13 protein-coding genes are annotated in these 17,275 nt (G+C 64.8%); 4 read left to right on the top strand and 9 right to left on the bottom strand.

Features of this window, described 5'->3' with window-relative positions:
- Positions 1–15 precede the first annotated feature (15 nt).
- The gene (gene meaB, locus BMI89_RS01240; RefSeq protein ID WP_078569510.1) at positions 16–1,002 is read right to left on the bottom strand and encodes a methylmalonyl Co-A mutase-associated GTPase MeaB; all 987 of its coding nucleotides are present in this window, start codon (positions 1,000–1,002) and stop codon (positions 16–18) included.
- Between the two features lie 130 nt (positions 1,003–1,132).
- Between meaB and BMI89_RS01235 the strand changes: the two genes are divergently transcribed.
- The 3 genes from BMI89_RS01235 to BMI89_RS01225 all read left to right on the top strand — a co-directional run bounded on the left by BMI89_RS01235 (position 1,133) and on the right by BMI89_RS01225 (position 4,919).
- Positions 1,133–1,885: a DUF3108 domain-containing protein gene (locus BMI89_RS01235; protein ID WP_078569509.1), complete on the top strand. Its 753-nt coding sequence runs from the start codon at positions 1,133–1,135 to the stop codon at positions 1,883–1,885.
- Positions 1,886–1,892: 7 nt separating this feature from the next.
- Complete coding sequence (hrpB, locus tag BMI89_RS01230) at positions 1,893–4,343, top strand: ATP-dependent helicase HrpB (RefSeq protein ID WP_246831947.1); 2,451 nt, start codon at positions 1,893–1,895, stop codon at positions 4,341–4,343.
- Positions 4,344–4,415: 72 nt separating this feature from the next.
- Complete coding sequence (locus tag BMI89_RS01225; RefSeq protein WP_078519729.1) at positions 4,416–4,919, top strand: acyl-CoA thioesterase; 504 nt, start codon at positions 4,416–4,418, stop codon at positions 4,917–4,919.
- Here BMI89_RS01225 and BMI89_RS01220 read toward each other — a convergent pair.
- The 7 genes from BMI89_RS01220 to sucC all read right to left on the bottom strand — a co-directional run bounded on the left by BMI89_RS01220 (position 4,904) and on the right by sucC (position 14,671).
- Positions 4,904–5,422, bottom strand: a complete 519-nt coding sequence (locus BMI89_RS01220) for a hypothetical protein (RefSeq protein WP_078569507.1) — start codon at positions 5,420–5,422, stop codon at positions 4,904–4,906. The two genes, BMI89_RS01225 and BMI89_RS01220, sit on opposite strands and share 16 nt — an antisense overlap.
- 169 nt (positions 5,423–5,591) lie before the next feature.
- Entirely contained in the window at positions 5,592–6,980 is a 1,389-nt protein-coding gene (gene lpdA, locus BMI89_RS01215) for a dihydrolipoyl dehydrogenase (protein WP_078569506.1), read from the bottom strand.
- Between the two features lie 48 nt (positions 6,981–7,028).
- Positions 7,029–7,421 carry an MAPEG family protein gene (locus tag BMI89_RS01210; RefSeq protein ID WP_078569505.1) on the bottom strand — a complete coding sequence of 131 codons (393 nt, stop codon included), beginning with the start codon at positions 7,419–7,421 and terminating at the stop codon, positions 7,029–7,031.
- A gap of 110 nt (positions 7,422–7,531) precedes the next feature.
- Positions 7,532–9,070 (bottom strand): 2-oxoglutarate dehydrogenase complex dihydrolipoyllysine-residue succinyltransferase, encoded by a 1,539-nt coding sequence (gene odhB / locus BMI89_RS01205; RefSeq protein ID WP_078569504.1) that lies wholly within the window; start codon positions 9,068–9,070, stop codon positions 7,532–7,534.
- 4 nt (positions 9,071–9,074) lie between these two features.
- Positions 9,075–12,032 (bottom strand): 2-oxoglutarate dehydrogenase E1 component, encoded by a 2,958-nt coding sequence (locus BMI89_RS01200; protein WP_078539784.1) that lies wholly within the window; start codon positions 12,030–12,032, stop codon positions 9,075–9,077.
- Positions 12,033–12,584: 552 nt separating this feature from the next.
- Positions 12,585–13,472: a succinate--CoA ligase subunit alpha gene (gene sucD / locus BMI89_RS01195; protein WP_078569503.1), complete on the bottom strand. Its 888-nt coding sequence runs from the start codon at positions 13,470–13,472 to the stop codon at positions 12,585–12,587.
- Positions 13,473–13,477: 5 nt separating this feature from the next.
- Complete coding sequence (sucC, locus tag BMI89_RS01190; protein WP_078519722.1) at positions 13,478–14,671, bottom strand: ADP-forming succinate--CoA ligase subunit beta; 1,194 nt, start codon at positions 14,669–14,671, stop codon at positions 13,478–13,480.
- A 235-nt stretch (positions 14,672–14,906) separates the two neighbouring features.
- Between sucC and BMI89_RS01185 the strand changes: the two genes are divergently transcribed.
- A complete protein-coding gene (locus BMI89_RS01185; protein ID WP_078569502.1) occupies positions 14,907–15,971 on the top strand; it encodes a glycosyltransferase family 2 protein in 1,065 nt (354 codons plus the stop codon).
- On the opposite strand, the gene BMI89_RS01180 is transcribed toward BMI89_RS01185, so the two are convergent.
- Positions 15,958–17,217 carry a hypothetical protein gene (locus tag BMI89_RS01180; RefSeq protein ID WP_078569501.1) on the bottom strand — a complete coding sequence of 420 codons (1,260 nt, stop codon included), beginning with the start codon at positions 17,215–17,217 and terminating at the stop codon, positions 15,958–15,960. The genes BMI89_RS01185 and BMI89_RS01180 overlap by 14 nt on opposite strands.
- Positions 17,218–17,275: the final 58 nt, after the last annotated feature.

Here is a 17,275-nt window from a genome sequence, read left to right as displayed (position 1 = left end):
CGGGTAGGGCGGCGTTCAGCCGCCCAACTGCTCCAGCATCTCGGCTGCGGCCGCCGAGGCCGCGCTTTCGCCGCTGGCCACGGCATCGCCAAGCTCGCGCATCTTTGCCCGGATCTCCGGGTCCTGACGCAGCCGCGCAAGCAGCCCCTCGCGGACTTCGGCCTCGAACCAGTGGCGCGCCTGCTCGGCCCGGCGCTGATCGAAATGCCCGTTCGCGCGCCGCCACTCGGCCAGCGCGGTCATCTCGTCCCAGGCCTTCTCCAGCCCGTTCTCTTCCATCGCCGAGACCGGCAGCGCCTTGGGGAACCCTTCGGGGTCCTGAGGCCGCTTGCGCAGCAGCCGCAGCGCGCCCGCGTAATCCGAGACCGTCCGCATCGCCGCCGGTTTCAGATCGCCATCCGCCTTGTTCACCAAGATCAGGTCGGCCATCTCCATGATGCCGCGCTTGACGCCCTGCAGCTCGTCGCCGCCAGCCGGGGCTATCAGCAGCACGAACAGATCCACCATCTCGGCCACGAGCGTCTCGGACTGGCCGACGCCCACGGTCTCGATCAGCACCACGTCGAAGCCCGCCGCCTCGCACAGAGACACCGCCTCGCGGGTACGCCGAGCGACGCCGCCCAAGTGCGCCTGCGAGGGCGAGGGGCGGATGAAGGCGTTCGAATCGCGCGACAGCCGCTCCATCCGGGTCTTGTCGCCGAGGATCGAGCCGCCCGAGCGTGCCGAGGACGGATCGACCGCCAGCACGGCGACCTTCAGCCCCTTCGCGGTGAGCATCATTCCGAAGGCTTCGATGAAGGTGGATTTGCCCACGCCCGGTGTGCCCGAGAGCCCGATGCGCAGCGCCTGACGCCCTTCGCCCGCCAGCGTATCGAGCAGTTCGACCGCCTGCGCACGATGCTCCGCCCGGCCCGATTCCACCAGCGTGATCGCTCGGGCCAAGGCGCGGCGATCGGAGGCCAGAATGCGCGGAGCGAGGTCGGCGGGGCTTTGTTTGGTCATCGGCAGGCTTTCGCTGATTTTGGGTATTCGTGTCAAAAATGACATCAGACGTGAAGACTTATCGGTTACTTGCCTGCACCCTGCGACCTATGTCCAGACCCAATGGGAAATTCCTGACACGAGGATGCCAATGACATCTCTTTCGAACCGTTTGCCCCGCGCCTTGACCACTGCGCTGACAGCGGCGCTGGTGATCGCGCCCCTTGGCGCCGCGCCCGCACGCGCCGAGCAAAGCGACAAGATCGTCTTCGACGTGGTGCTCAAAGGCATCCGCGCGGGCGAGCTGGCGATCAACGGCAAGATCACCGACGGAGCGTATGGCGCGAACGGTGTGCTGCAGACGGCTGGCCTCGTGGGGCTGCTGCGCAAGATCAAGTTTTCGGCCAGCGTCTCGGGGCTTCACGACGGCCAGAAATTCACCCCGCTCAAGTATTCCGAGGTGGACGACGCGCCGGGGCGCAAATCGAAGCACCAGATCGTCTACAACAACGGCACGCCCGTTTCCGTCAGCCAGCAGCCGCCGCGCAAGCCCAAACCCCGGGATGTCGATCCCGCGAAACAGGGCGGAACGGTCGATCCGCTGACGGCGCTCTATGCGGTGCTGCGCGATGTACCGCGCGACGAGGCCTGCAAGCTCGACGTGAAGATGTATGACGGTGCGCGGCGCTCGCAGGTGCGCCTGTTCGATCCGAAACCGGACGGCAAAGATCTCGTCTGTTCGGGGGAATATCGCAGGCTCGAAGGGTTCTCGGAAAAAGACATGAAGGAAAAGAGCCGCTTCGCCTTCACCCTCTATTACGAGCCGAGCCCGAAGGGCGGTTTGCAGGTCGACAAGATCGAGACCGACACGCTCTATGGAAAAGGCCGCCTCACTCGGCAATAAGGGGCGGGTGAATACAGACCGCCTCTCTCTTCCTATCGACGTGGTGCTGCCCGATCTGCGGGCGGCGCTGTCTGCGCATGGCCGCGCGGTGCTGATGGCGCCGCCGGGCGCGGGCAAGACGACCCGCGTGCCCCTCGCGCTGCTCGACCAGATCGAGGGCCGGATCGTCATGCTGGAGCCGCGCCGTCTGGCCGCGCGCGCCGCCGCCGAGCGCATGTCGGACACTTTGGGCGAAAAGGTCGGCGAGACCGTCGGCTACCGCATTCGCGGCGAGGCGAAGGTCTCGAAAACCACCCGGATCGAGGTGGTGACCGAGGGCATCCTGACCCGCGTTTTGCAATTCGACCCGGAACTGACCGGCATCGGCTGCGTGATCTTCGACGAATTCCACGAACGCTCGCTCAATGCCGATCTGGGGCTCGCGCTGGCATGGGAGGTGCGCGGCGCGCTGCGCCCCGATCTGGCGCTGGTGGTGATGTCGGCCACGCTCGATGCCGAGCCGGTGGCGGCTCTCTTGGACGATGCGCCCATCGTGGTGTCCGAGGGCCGGGCCTATCCGGTGGAGACGCGCTGGCTGGACCGTCCGGTCGACAGTTCGATGCGGTTCGAGGCCGCGATGGCCGGGCTGATTGCCGAGGCCGCCGAGGCCACCGAGGGCAGCCTGCTGGCCTTCCTGCCGGGCGAGGGAGAGATTCACCGCGTCGAAGCTCTGCTGAAGGGCCGCTTGCCCGCCGACATCGCGATCCGTCCGCTGTTCGGCGCGATGGAGTTCGCCGCCCAACGCGCCGCCGTCGCACCCGCACCCTCGGGCCGGAAACTGGTGCTGGCCACCGCTATCGCCGAGACCTCGCTGACCATCGAAGACATCCGCGTCGTCATCGACGGCGGCCGGGCCCGCCGCGCGCGCTTCGATCCAAGCTCCGGCATGGCGCGATTGGTGACAGAGCCCGTCTCCCGCGCCGAGGCCGAGCAGCGCCGGGGCCGCGCAGGGCGCGTGGCGGAAGGCATCTGCTACCGGCTCTGGACCAAGGGCGCGGAAGGCGCGCTGCCCGCCTTCGCCCCGCCCGAGATCGAGGTGGCCGACCTCACCGGCCTCGCACTGGAGCTTGCGCTCTGGGGCACCGAGGGCGACGATCTGGCCTTCCTGACCCCGCCGCCCGCGCCCGCGATGGCGGAGGCGCGCGCTCTGCTCGAGGAACTCGGCGCGCTGAAATCGGGGCTGATCACCGAACACGGGCGCAAGCTTGCCAAACTACCGCTGCATCCGCGCCTCGGTCATATGCTGCTGACCGCTGGCCCCGATGCTGCCCCCCTTGCGGCCCTTCTGGCCGAACGCGATCCCCTGCGGGGCGCACCTGCCGATCTGACCTTGCGCCTCAGCGCCATCCGCGACCCTAAGCGCTTCGGAGCGAACCACCCCTACACGCCCCATCGCGCCACGATCGAGCGTATCCGCTCCGAGGCGAAGCGGTTGGCCCGCCTCGCCCGCGAGACGCCCGAGACCTATTCGCCCGCCGAGCAACTCGCGCTCGCCTATCCAGACCGTGTGGGGCTGCGCCGCAAGGGCGATGCGCCGCGCTACGTCCTGTCAGGCGGCAAGGGCGCAGTGGTGGCCGAGGGGGACCCGCTGGGCGCGCAACGCCTGATCGTGGTGAGCGATCTCGACGGCGATCCGCGCGAGGCGAAGGTGCGCCAAGGCATCGCGATCTCCGAGGCCGAGGTCCGCCGCCTCTTCGCCGATCAGATCGCATGGCACGATGTCTGCGACTGGTCCAGACGCGAGGGCCGGGTGATCGCGCGAAAGCACGAACGGTTCGGCGCGCTGGTGCTCGACGATCGCGTCTGGAAGGACGCCCCGCGCGAGGCATTGGCGCGCGGCGCGCTGGCGGGGCTGCGCCAGATCGGGCTGCCGATGACGCCCGCCGCGCGCCGCCTTCAGGCGCGGGTGGAGCTGTTGCGCGGGCAGGGGGCCGACCTGCCGGATTTCTCGGATGAGGGGCTGTTGGAGAGGGCCGAGGACTGGCTGCTGCCCTATCTGGGCAAGGCCCGGACCGAGGCCGATCTGCGCAAGCTGGACCTCACCGATCCGCTGCGCGCCGCGCTCGACTGGGAGCAGATGCAACTGGTCGATCGTTTGGCTCCTGCGCATTTCGAGACCCCTCTGGGTCGTCGCGTGCCGATCGACTACGCGGGCGAGGCACCAGGGATCGAAATCCGCCTGCAGGAGATGTTCGGCGTCACGACCCACCCCACGGTCGGCCCGAAACGCCTGCCGCTCAGGATCACGCTGCTGTCGCCCGGCCACAAACCCATTCAGGTGACGATGGACCTGCCGGGTTTCTGGGAAGGCTCCTACGCCGACGTGCGCAAGGATATGCGCGGGCGCTACCCCAAGCACCCGTGGCCCGAAGACCCGCGCGAGGCCGATCCGACCTTGCGGGCCAAGCCGCGCAAGTAAGCTATGCGCACCGTGCGGATTGACCCCACGGGAAGCTTTCGCGCATATGGCCCGGGGCAACGAGGGAAAAACATGACCGAAACGCTGAGCTTCGAGGACCGCAAGCGCCTCGTGATGACCGTGCTGATGACGCCAGATCAGGCGAATTTCTCGGGCAAAGTGCATGGCGGCGCGCTGTTGAACTGGCTCGACCGGGTCGCGTTCTCGCTCGCCTCGCGCTACTCGCAGCGCTACGCGGTGACGCTGTCGGTCGATCAGGTGACCTTCCAGCAGCCGATCAATGTGGGCGAGCTGGTGACGTTTCGGGCCAGCGTGAACCACACGGGCCGCACCTCGATGGAGATCGGCATCCGCGTCGAGGCCGAGAACATCACCGCAGGCACGCGGCGGCACACCAATAGCTGCTATTTCACCATGGTCGCGGTGGACGAGGACGGCAAACCCGCCGCGGTGCCGAAGCTGGAGGCGGAGACGGCAGAGGAACGCCACCGCTGGCGCGCCGCCGAACTGCGGCGCGAACTGCGCCGTGAATTCGCCGCCAAGATGGACGCCGCGGCGGATCACGGCGAGGGGTGAGCTTTCGGGGGCAGGTGAAGCGATAGACGCAGGCCTCCCGCACCGAACTGGATCATTGAGACGCCCCACCGCTCGGGCGAGAGCCGCTCTCCTTTCATCCAGCCCACCGCAACGTTTCCGACCGGAGCCATGTCGTCGCTCTCCGGCAGCCCGACGAGCTTCGGAATCCTTTCGCGCAACTGCATGACCAAGGTCTGGACATTCGCGTCATCAAGCGGCGCGAAGCTATCCGAAATCGAGCAAGCCCCCTTGTTGGTGAGCAGGGAGAGATGGCTTTTCGGATCGACGTATTCATGGTGGTGGATCGTCATAGGGACATCGATCAGGCCTGAGATGTCGGCGCTTTCGCCTGTCAGCATCGGAAGGCAACGCTCCTCGAACATGCTGAGCATGGCGTGCGCCGGATCGTAAACGGTACGCGCATAGCCGTCTCGCAGGAGGTAGCCGACGGGCAGGCCGATCGCGATGGAGAGCGCCAAGTTGACGAAAAATCTGCGGGTCATTCGGAAAATGCGGCAATGAGATAAAGCCCGGGAAGGTTAGCACCCCCCGGAGGCTAAGCAAGTGCGCGCGACAGGCGAGGAACTTCAGCGGATGTCATCGCGATACCTCTCAAACGAAAAAGGGCGCCCCGCGGGGCGCCCTTTCGCATTTCTCACGACCCTTGGCCGATCAGGCGTGGATCGCGCCGTCGCCGCAGGCGAGCGCGGCTTCGCGCACGGCTTCGGAGAAGGTCGGGTGGGCGTGGCAGGTCAGCGCCACGTCCTGCGCCGAGGCGCCGAATTCCATCGCCACGCAGATTTCGTGGATCAGGTCGCCCGCGCCGGGGCCGATGATGTGGCAGCCGAGGATGCGGTCGGTTTCCTTGTCCGCGATCAGCTTCACGAAGCCGTCCGACTGGAACACCGCCTTGGCGCGGCCATTGCCCATGAAGGAGAACTTGCCGACCTTGTAGGCGCGACCGTCCTGCTTGAGCGCCTCTTCGGTCTGGCCCACCGAGGCGACTTCCGGGGTGGTGTAGATCACGCTCGGGATCACTTCGTAGTTCACGTGGCCATGCTTGCCCGCGATGACTTCGGCGACGGCCATGCCTTCGTCCTCGGCCTTGTGGGCGAGCATCGGGCCGGTGACCGCGTCGCCGATGGCGTAGATGCCCTTCGCGGAGGTCTGCCAATGTTCGTCGGTTTTCACCTGACCGCGCGGCAGCATCTCGACGCCAACGCCTTCGAGGCCCAGACCATCAGTATAGGGCTTGCGGCCGGTCGCGACGAGAACGGTCTCGGCTTCGATCGAGGCGTTGCTCTCATCTTTGCGCAGCTGGTAGTTCACCGTGGCCTTGCCGTTCTTCACGTCGACGCCCTGCACGGCGGCGCCCATGACGAATTTCAGGCCCTGCTTGGACAGGATCTTCTGGAAGTTCTTGGAAACCTCGCCGTCCATGCCGGGGGTGATCGCGTCGAGATATTCCACGACGGTTACATCCGCGCCGAGACGGGCATAGACCGAACCCATTTCCAGACCGATGACGCCCGCACCGATGACGACCATCGACTTCGGGATCTTGTTCAGCGACAGCGCGCCGGTCGAGGTCACGACGGTTTTCTCGTCGATCTCGATGCCCGGCAGCGAGGAGGGCTCGGAGCCGGTCGCGATCACGATGCTCTTGGCGTTGTGGACGTCCTCGCCCACTTTCACCTTGCCGGCTTCCGGGATCGAACCCCAGCCCTTGAGCCAGTCGATCTTGTTCTTCTTGAACAGGAACTCGATGCCCTTGGTGTTGCCGTCGATGACTTCCTGCTTGTAGGTCAGCATCTGCTTCCAATCAACCGAAGGCGATTTGCCCTTCAGGCCCATCTTGGCGAAGTTATGCTCGGCTTCGTGCAGCTGATGCGTGGCATGCAGCAGCGCCTTGGAGGGGATGCAGCCCACGTTGAGGCAGGTGCCGCCGAGGCTGTCGCGGCCTTCGACACAGGCGGTTTTCAGGCCCAGCTGGGCGCAGCGGATGGCGCAGACATAGCCGCCCGGGCCGCCGCCGATCACGATCACATCATAGTCAGCCATTGTTCTTGCTCCTTGGATTGGGGCGCGAGGGGGCCTCGCGCCGGGAGGTCAGATCAGCGCGGCAACTGCCAGCGCCAGAATTGCGAAGAAGGAAAAGCCCCAGATGAGCGAGCGCCACGGCACCCAGCCCAGCAGATAGGACGGAATGTAGAGAACCCGCGCGATCAGGAAGATCCAGGCGAAGGCCGCAGTGGCGGCGCTCGACTGCCCGGTCAGGCCAATGACCAGCGCGACGGGGGCAAAGAGGATAAGCCCCTCGAAGGAGTTGTTCATCGCGCGCTGAATCCGACCGAGCAGGGTCGAGATCGGCGGCGGCGTCTTGTCGCGCGGAGAGACGGGGTATTTCGTGCCGAGTTCCGTATTCGCTTTGACCGAATAGGCGATCATCAGCCCCAGATGGAGCAGGATCGCGAGGATGAGCACGGTGAGTTCGGGGGTCATGGGTCGCTCCCGGTGGAGAGGGCGGACCGGAGGGCTGTCTGCCCCCCGGACCCCCCGAGGATACTTGGATCAAGAGGAAGGGGCAGGGGGTTGCCGCCTTCGTCCCGGTCTTACAGGTCCATAAGCAGGCGGCGCGGGTCTTCCAGCGCTTCCTTGACGCGCACGAGGAAGGTCACGGCGCCTTTGCCGTCGACGATGCGGTGGTCGTAGCTGAGTGCGAGATACATCATCGGCTTGATGACGATCTGGCCGTTCTCGACCATCGGACGTTCCTGGATCTTGTGCATGCCGAGGATACCCGATTGCGGCGGGTTGAGGATCGGCGAGGACATCAGCGAGCCGTAGACGCCGCCGTTCGAGATGGTGAACGAACCGCCTTGCATCTCGGCCATCGAGAGTTTGCCGTCACGGGCGCGGGTGCCCATCTCGGCGATCGTCTTCTCGATCGACGCGAAGCTCATCTGGTCGGCATCGCGCACGACCGGCACGACGAGCCCGTTCGGGGTGCCCACGGCCACGCCCATGTGGACGTAGTTCTTGTAGACGACCTCGTTTCCGTCGATCTCGGCGTTGACTTCCGGGACCTCTTTGAGCGCGTGGCAGCAAGCCTTCACGAAGAAGGACATGAAGCCGAGCTTCACGCCGTGCTTCTTGTTGAACAGGTCCTTGTACTCGTTGCGCAGGTTCATCACGCCCGACATGTCCACCTCGTTATAGGTGGTCAGCATCGCGGCGGTGTTCTGCGAGTCCTTGAGGCGCTTGGCGATGGTCGCACGCAGGCGGGTCATCTTCACGCGCTCTTCGCGCGACGCGTCATCGGCATTGACCGGGCCGCGCGGCGCTTGCGAGGGCGTCGAGGCGACGTTGACCGACGCCTGCTTCGGCGCGTTTTCGGCCTTGGCCACGTCTTCCTTCATGATCCGGCCGTCCTTGCCAGACCCCTGAACGGAGGCCGGGTCGATACCCTTCTCGGCCATCAGCTTCTTGGCCGAAGGTGCATCCTCGACATCCTTGCCGCCCTTGCTGCCGCTCTCGGCGGGGGCTTCGGATTTGGCCTCTTCCTTCGCGGGGGCACTGTCGGAGGCGCCACCGGATTCGCCTTCAGCGATCACCGCCAGCTTGGCCGAGGCATCGACGGTCGTGCCCTCTTCGGCGACGATCTCCTTGAGAACGCCAGCCGCAGGAGACGGCACTTCGACGGAGACCTTGTCGGTTTCCAGCTCGCAGAGCATCTCGTCGGCCGCGACCTTGTCGCCAACCTTCTTGAACCACGTCGACACAGTTGCCTCGGTGACCGATTCACCAAGGCTGGGCACCATCACGTCGGTCATTTTTCCCTCATTCGATTGGGGCTGTTGGGCGGGTTTTTCCGCCGGTTTGTCTTCTTTCTTCTTCGGCGCGGGGCTGGCGCCGGCCTCTTCGATCGTCGCGAGAAGCGCATCGACGCCGACGGTCTCGCCTTCGGCGGCCACGATCTCGCCGAGCGTGCCGGCCGCGGGGCTCGGCACTTCGACGGTCACCTTGTCGGTTTCGAGCTCGCAGAGCATCTCATCTGCGGCCACCGTGTCGCCGGGCTTCTTGAACCAGGTGGCGACGGTAGCTTCCGTGACGCTCTCGCCGAGCGTGGGAACGCGGACTTCAGTGGACATCTATTCAACCCTCCAGTGCATCGTTGACGAGCGCGTCTTGCTCGGCCTTGTGGCGGCTTGCCAGACCCGTCGCGGGCGAAGCGGAAGCTGCACGGCCTGCATAGCGCGCACGGGCATGTTTCGCGTCGATCTTGGCGAGGACCCATTCGATATAGGGCTCGACGAAGAACCAAGCGCCTTGGTTCTTCGGCTCCTCTTGGCACCAGACGATCTCGGCATTCTTGAAGCGGGTCAGCTCTTTGGTGACCGCCTGCGCGGGGAACGGGTAGAACTGTTCCAGACGCAGCAGGTAGACATCGTCGAGCCCGCGTTCGTCGCGCTGTGCGAGCAGGTCGTAATAGACCTTGCCCGAGCACATCACGACGCGCTTGATCTTGTCGTCGGACTTCAGCTCCATTTCCGAGTTGCCGCGCTGCGCGTCGTCCCACAGCACGCGGTGGAAGCTGGAACCGGTGGTGAAGTCTTCCGTGGTCGAGACCGCCTTGGGGTGACGCAGAAGCGATTTCGGCGTCATCAGGATCAGCGGCTTGCGGAAGTCGCGGTGGATCTGGCGGCGCAGGATGTGGAAGTAGTTCGCCGGCGTCGTGCAGTTCGCGACGATCCAGTTATCTTCCGCCGACAGCTGCAGGAAGCGCTCCAGACGGGCCGAGCTGTGCTCCGGGCCCTGACCTTCGAAGCCGTGCGGCAGCAGGCAGACGAGGCCCGACATGCGCAGCCATTTCCGCTCGCCCGAGTTGATGAACTGGTCGAACATGATCTGCGCGCCGTTGGCGAAATCGCCGAACTGCGCTTCCCAGAGCGTCAGCGCCTTCGGTTCCGCCAGCGAGTAGCCGTATTCGAACCCGAGCACCGCGTATTCGCTGAGCATCGAGTCGATCACCTCGTAGCGGGCCTGACCCTCACGGATGTTGTTCAGCGGGTAGTAGCGGTCTTCGTTGTCCTGATTGACCAGCGCCGAGTGGCGCTGCGAGAAGGTGCCGCGGGTGGCATCCTGACCCGACAGACGGACCGGGTAGCCCTCGGTCAGGAGCGAGCCGAAGGCCAGTGCCTCGGCGGTCGCCCAGTCGAAGCCCTTGCCGGTCTCGAGCATCTGCTTCTTGTTGTCGAGCAGACGCCCGACCGTCTTGTGCAGCGCGAATTTCTCAGGCGCGGTCACGAGCGCCTTGCCGACCTCTTCGAAGGTCTCGGGCGCGATCGCGGTGGTGCCACGCTCGTATTCGCTCTTTTCCTGCTCCATGCCGGACCAGCGACCGTCGAGCCAGTCCGCCTTGTTCGGCTTGAAGACCTTGCCGGCTTCGAACTCCTCGTTGAGATGCGACTGGAACGAGGCTTTCATATCCTCGATCTCGCCCTCGGGGATCAGGCCGTCCGCCACGAGACGCTCGGTGTAGAGCTGCAGCGTGGTCTTGTGGGTCTTGATCGACTTGTACATCACCGGGTTGGTGAACATCGGCTCGTCGCCTTCGTTGTGACCGAAGCGGCGGTAGCAGAAGATGTCGATGACCACGTCCTTGTGGAACTTCTGGCGGAACTCGGTCGCGACGCGGGCTGCGTGCACGACGGCCTCCGGATCGTCGCCGTTCACGTGGAAGATCGGAGCTTCCACCATCAGCGCGAGATCGGTCGGGTAGGGCGAGGTGCGCGAGAAGTGCGGCGCGGTCGTGAAACCGATCTGGTTGTTCACGACGAGGTGGATCGTGCCGCCCGTGCGGTGACCGCGAATGCCCGAGAGCTGGAAGCACTCGGCCACGACGCCCTGACCGGCGAAGGCCGCGTCACCGTGCAGCAGCACCGAGACGACCTTGGAACGGTCCGAACGGTCGGCCAGCTGGTCCTGCTTGGCGCGGACCTTGCCGAGCGCGACCGGGTTCACCGCTTCGAGGTGCGAGGGGTTCGCGGTCAGCGACAGGTGGACCTTGTTGCCGTCGAACTCACGGTCGGCGGAAGCGCCGAGGTGGTATTTCACGTCGCCGGAGCCGTCCACGTCCTCGGGCTTGAACGAGCCGCCCTGGAATTCGTGGAAGATCGCGCGGTAGGGCTTTTGCAGCACGTTGGCGAGGACCGAGAGGCGACCGCGGTGGGGCATGCCGACCACGACCTCTTGCAGGCCGAGCTGACCGCCCCGCTTGATGATCTGCTCCATCGCGGGGATCAGCGCTTCGCCGCCATCAAGGCCGAACCGCTTGGTGCCCATGTATTTGACGTGCAGGAACTTCTCGAACCCTTCCGCCTCGACGAGCTTGTTGAGGATCGCGCGGCGGCCGGTCTTGGTGAAGGTGATTTCCTTGCCGTAGCCTTCGATGCGCTCTTTCAGCCAGGCCGATTGCTCGGGATCGGAGATGTGCATGTATTGCAGCGCGAAGGTGCCGCAATAGGTGCGCTTCACGATATCCATGATCTGGCGCATCGAGGCGATCTCGAGGCCGAGCACGTTGTCGATGAAGATCGGGCGATCCATGTCGGCATCGGTGAAGCCGTAGCTCTTCGGATCGAGCTCCGGATGCTGACCGGTTTCGCGCATGTTCAGCGGATCGAGATCGGCGGCGAGGTGGCCCCGGATACGGTAGGCGCGGATGATCATCAGCGCGCGGATCGAGTCCAGCACGGCACGCTTAACGGCGGCTTCATCGACCGGAACGCCAGCCTCGGCGGCTTTCTTCTTGATCTTGTCGCCAGCGGCCTTTCCCTCGGCAGGGGCGGCGGGCCATTCGCCGGTCAGCGCGGCGGTCAGGTCGTCGGCGACCACCGGCGGCCAGTCGCGACGCTCCCAGCTTGCGCCTTCGGCGGATTTCTTCACGTCCTGATCGGGATCACCGAGCGAGGCGAAGAAGGCAGCCCAGGCGGTATCGACCGAAGACGGATCTTCGGCGAACTTGGCGTAGAGCTGCTCGACATATTCGGCATTCGCGCCTTGCAGGAACTGCGAGGCATTGAACTGGTCGTTGGGGGATTGGTCGGTCATTTTCCTCACCTTCGGTCGGTGAAACAGGGATCTGTGGAACTCGAACGTCTATCAGCGGCCCATTGAACGGTTGGTTAAACGCTGGGCGCGTGTGGTGGCGGGGTCACGCGGCGCGCGAACGCCCCCGCGACGGATACAGAGGTGGAACGGGACATGATGTAGGGTCCTTTCCTTCGCGCGCGGGGCCATCACGGATACTCCGAAACCGGCACCTGCAGTCCCGGGCATATTGCCTTCTGGGTCAGTGATGTAGGTGCTGATGTCAGGACTTCCATGCAGGGCAGGGATGCGCGCAGGCTGAACCGCGACCGGTGAGCGGACGACCGCGACCGGAGCGAGGCCGCTATGGACGCGCTTTCCGATGCGGTTGGCGACGCGCTCAGACGCAGAAGAAGACCGGCCCCCGTCGCTGCTTTCAAGCAGGGCGCATGCGACCGTCCCCGAAACGGGGAGGGAGGCGCGCCGTGCGATCCGCAGCGACATGGGTCCGGTCCTTTCCTTGGTCAGGATGCAGGGCCGCGTGCGCCGCGACCCCGCCTGTCTCAATAGGGCTTATTCGCCCTTGATCGCTTTCATCACGGCTTCGCCCAGCGTAGCGGGGCTGTCTGCGGCGACGATACCGGCCGATTTCATGGCTTCGATCTTCGATTCCGCGTCGCCCTTGCCGCCCGCGACGATCGCGCCGGCGTGGCCCATGCGGCGGCCGGGAGGGGCCGTGCGGCCAGCGATGAAGCCAGCGGTCGGCTTCCAGCGACCTTTCTTCTTCTGCTCGGCGAGGAATTCCGCGGCTTCTTCTTCCGCCGAACCACCGATCTCACCGATCATGATGATCGATTCCGTTTCCGGATCGTCGAGGAACATGTCGAGCACGTCGATATGCTCGGTGCCCTTGATCGGGTCGCCGCCGATGCCGACGGCCGAGGACTGGCCCAGACCCATATCGGTGGTCTGCTTGACCGCCTCATAGGTCAGCGTGCCCGAACGCGACACGACGCCGACCGAACCACGCTTGTGGATGTGGCCGGGCATGATGCCGATCTTGCAGGCGTCGGGCGTGATGACACCGGGGCAGTTCGGGCCGATCAGGCGCGATTTGCTGTCGATCAGCGCGCGCTTGACCTTCATCATGTCGAGGACCGGGATCCCTTCGGTGATGCAGACGATCAGCTCCATTTCCGCGTCGATCGCTTCGAGGATCGAGTCAGCCGCGAAGGGCGGCGGAACGTAGATCACCGAGGCGTTCGCTTCGGTCTTGGCTTTCGCCTCGTGGACCGAGTTGAAGACCGGCAGGCCGAGATGCTCTTGGCCGCCCTTGCCGGGCGTCACGCCGCCGACCATCTTGGTGCCGTACGCGATTGCTTGCTCGGAGTGGAAGGTGCCCTGCGAGCCGGTGAAGCCCTGGCAGATGACCTTGGTGTTTTCGTTGACGAGAACTGCCATGATTCTTAGCCTTTCACCGCTTTGACGATTTTTTCTGCGCCATCCGACAGGTTGTCGGCGGCGATGACGTTCAGGCCGGAATTCGCGATGATTTCCTTGCCTTTTTCGACGTTGGTGCCCTCAAGACGGACAACCAGCGGCACTTCGAGGCCGACTTCCTTCACCGCAGCGATCACGCCTTCGGCGATGATGTCGCAGCGCATGATGCCGCCGAAGATGTTCACGAGGATCCCTTTGACGTTCTTGTCCGAGGTAATGATCTTGAACGCTTCGGTCACTTTCTCTTTCGTGGCGCCACCGCCAACGTCGAGGAAGTTCGCGGGCTCGGCGCCGTAGAGCTTGATGATGTCCATCGTGGCCATTGCCAGGCCAGCGCCGTTCACCATGCAGCCGATCTCACCGTCGAGCGCGATGTAGTTGAGGTCGTATTTCGACGCTTCGAGCTCTTTGCTGTCTTCCTCGGTTTCGTCGCGCAGGGCGGCGATGTCCGAGTGACGGTAGACGGCGTTGCCGTCGAAGCCGAGCTTGGCGTCGAGAACCTTGAGGTTACCGTCGGTCATGACGATCAGCGGGTTGATCTCAAGCATCTCCATGTCCTTCTCGACGAAGGCTTGGTAGAGCTTGCCGAGAAGGCCGACCATCTGCTTCACCTGCGGGCCTTCGAGGCCGAGCGAGAAGGCGACGCGGCGACCGTGGAACGGCTGGTAGCCGGTTGCCGGGTCGATCGAGAAGCTGAGGATTTTCTCGGGCGTGTTCGCCGCGACTTCCTCGATGTCCATGCCGCCTTCGGTCGAGGAGACGATCGAGACACGCGAGGTCACACGGTCGACGAGCAGAGCGAGATACAGTTCGCGCTCGATGTCGGAACCGTCTTCGATATAGATGCGGTTGACCTGCTTGCCCGCCGGGCCGGTCTGGTGCGTCACGAGCGTCTTGCCGAGCATCTGCTTGGCGAGCGTTTCAGCCTCTTCGACCGATTTGGCGAGGCGGACACCGCCCTTTTCGCCGGCTTCGGCTTCCTTGAAGTGGCCCTTGCCGCGACCACCTGCGTGGATCTGCGCCTTGACGACCCAGAGCGGACCATCGAGTTCGCTGGCTGCGGTCTTCGCTTCTTCGGCCTTGAGGACGACGCGGCCGTCCGAGACCGGTGCGCCATAGCTCTTGAGAAGCTGTTTGGCCTGATATTCGTGGATATTCATCCTTGGATACCCCATGCTGGTGCGATTTGAGGGGGTTCTAGGCTGTTAAGCGGGGCGGACAAACCGAAATCGCGACATTCTGCCCCACTCGCCCGGAAAAAGCGACATACGTGATCACAGCACGGAAAGGTGTGATCACAAATCGGAAAATGCTGCGCTGTGGCATGGGAGCACTGGCACGACTCGGTTAATTGAACCTATCTGCGCAGAGGGCATCGGCAGGAACCGGATTTAGATGACGCAAGGGCAAGATATGCCGCGCTGGGGCGTGGTGGCGACGGTGGACGAGCCCGCGGCGCTGGTGGCCGCCTATGTCGCGCATCATCTGAGCATCGGCGCGAGCGAGGTCCACGTCTTCTTTGACCGCCCGAACCCCGAAGCCGAGGCGCTGCTCGACCCGGTCGATGGAGCGTTCATTCACCATTCCGGCGATGACGACTGGGCGCGAAGCTGGCGCAAGAAACGCCCCGCGCGCCATCAGGGCCGCCAGAAATACAATGCGACCCGCGCGCTGAACGAGACCAACCTGGATTGGATGATCCATTGCGACGCGGACGAGTTCGTGAGCCTCGCGCGCCCGCTCGAATGGGAGCTGGCGAAGACGGGGGAGCAGAAAGCGTGGCTGCGCTTGGAGGTCGACGAACGCTGCTATCTCGACCGCACTCTGGGCCCGGATATTTTCAGCGGTGTCTTTAGGCGACGCTGGGACGGATTTCAGGAGGACGGGCTGATGTTCTACGGCCTCCGGTCGCGCTTTCTGAAGAAGGGTCTCGCGGGCCATGTCGCCGGGAAACCCATCGTGCGGGCTAGGCGCGGCTATGCGATCGGGGTGCACTTCCCGCTGAAAGACTGGGACAGCAAGGAAAACGATCTGCCTTATCGGCCCAGCTATAATGGTCGGCTGATGCATTTCGACGGGCTGACGCCGTTGCATTTCCTCCTCAAGATGCTGCGCCGCGCGACGACCAAGGTGAAGGGCCAGCCCGTTCCCTATGTCGGGTCCCGCAAGGCGCAATTCGCAGAAGCTGCCGAGCGCGCCGCCGATCCCGCCGAGCTGATGAGCCTCTGGTGGGAGGTGCAGGGGATGCGCGATTACGAGGCCGATGAGCTGGAAACCCACGAGCTGCTGATCCGGCCAGACGTGAAGATCGCGGCTGAGACCCGCGCGTTGTTCGGCGACAAGGTCGATCTTTCGCCCGCCGCCTTCGATCGCGCACTGCTCCTCCATGAGGCCGAGCTGATCGCGCGGCTGCGCGAGGAATTCGGCTTCGACCCGGAGCCGCTCGTCAGTTCAGCGTGAACATCATCATGCCGGTCCGTCCGCCAACCATCCGCGAAAAGCGCGTCCAGTTTTCGGGCGTCAGCATCGGCGTATCGGTGAAGTAAGGATCGAGCGCCCAACCCTGAACGACTCCGGTGAGCGGCAGCGGCGCGGGATTTTCCAGCCACGCCCCCAGATCGACCCCGACCGGCACACGCCAGAAGGGGAAGGACTTCTCGCTCGTCAGCAGTGCTTCGCCATCGCTCAGGACCGCTCGCCATGTCTCTCCCAGACCGTCGGGGAATTCCACGCCAAGCGCCTGATCCTGCGAGTCGCTCGGAATCCACTCCGCCTGATTGTCGGTCTCGGCCTCAGCTAGTTCCCAGAACTGCCGGTTCTGCGCGATCATCGCCAGCCAATGGTCGCGTGCGGCACGGGTGCGCGTCGGATCGGGCTGCTGGTGGAGCATGTCGAGCACCGCCGCCGCCGGGTCGATGAAGCTGAACATCATCAGACCGTCCATCGACGTGGCTTGCCCGGTCCCCATCGCCTTGTCGCGCGCGTCCACGAGTTTCGCATAGGTGTCCATCACGCGAGCGATGGCCGGTTCAGGGTCGAAGGCCAAGATTAGCTCGCCCACGCCCGAGACCAGATGCGTATAGGCCGAAAGCCAGGCCGCATCCGCATTGTCGAAGCGCACGATCCGCGAGGCGCCCGGGGTGGCCTCCGGTGCGCGGGGCATGAAGGCACCGCGCAACAGCGTCACCGCGTCCTCGCCGTCGTCACGCGTGCCATTGCCGTTCAGGTCAAACCAGAGATCGTTCAGGTCGATCGCAAGACCGAACTCCGGTCCATCGGCCAGCCCGTCGAGCGCGGTCTTGGCGCGATCCATGCCGGCGATCAGCGCCTCGCTTTCGCGCGGGACCGCGTCGGCGGTGAAGGTTTCGCGCGGCGCGTCGCGCCTGCCGGGAAGGTTGCCCACGAAGGGCATCAGCACACGAGCGCCGCCTGCTTCCAGCTGCCAGCGCATCGTCGCCTCGAGGCTCGCGAGGAATTCCAGCCCGCCGAGCGCGAAACGGTCCTTCGGGCCAAGCGCGTCCCGCGATTGCAGATCGGCCAGCACCGGCGCGATCCCTTCCGCCGCGATCTGCGCCGAGATCGGATCGGCGGCAGGCGCCTCGCTTCGCGCGATCTTGGCGGTCACCGGCCCGTCCTGCGCATGCGCGCTGATCGGTGAAAGGGCGAGAAGAACGGCAAGACACGGGGCGAGACGGGCGGAACACATGGCACTCTCCAAAACAAAGGGCGCGCCTACGAAGGCGCGCCCCAAGATTGGATCAGTC

The organism is Thioclava sp. F36-7 (genome assembly GCF_002020075.1).
GTDB classification, from domain to species: domain Bacteria; phylum Pseudomonadota; class Alphaproteobacteria; order Rhodobacterales; family Rhodobacteraceae; genus Thioclava; species Thioclava sediminum.
This window is presented reverse-complemented; position numbering and strand designations above follow the sequence as displayed.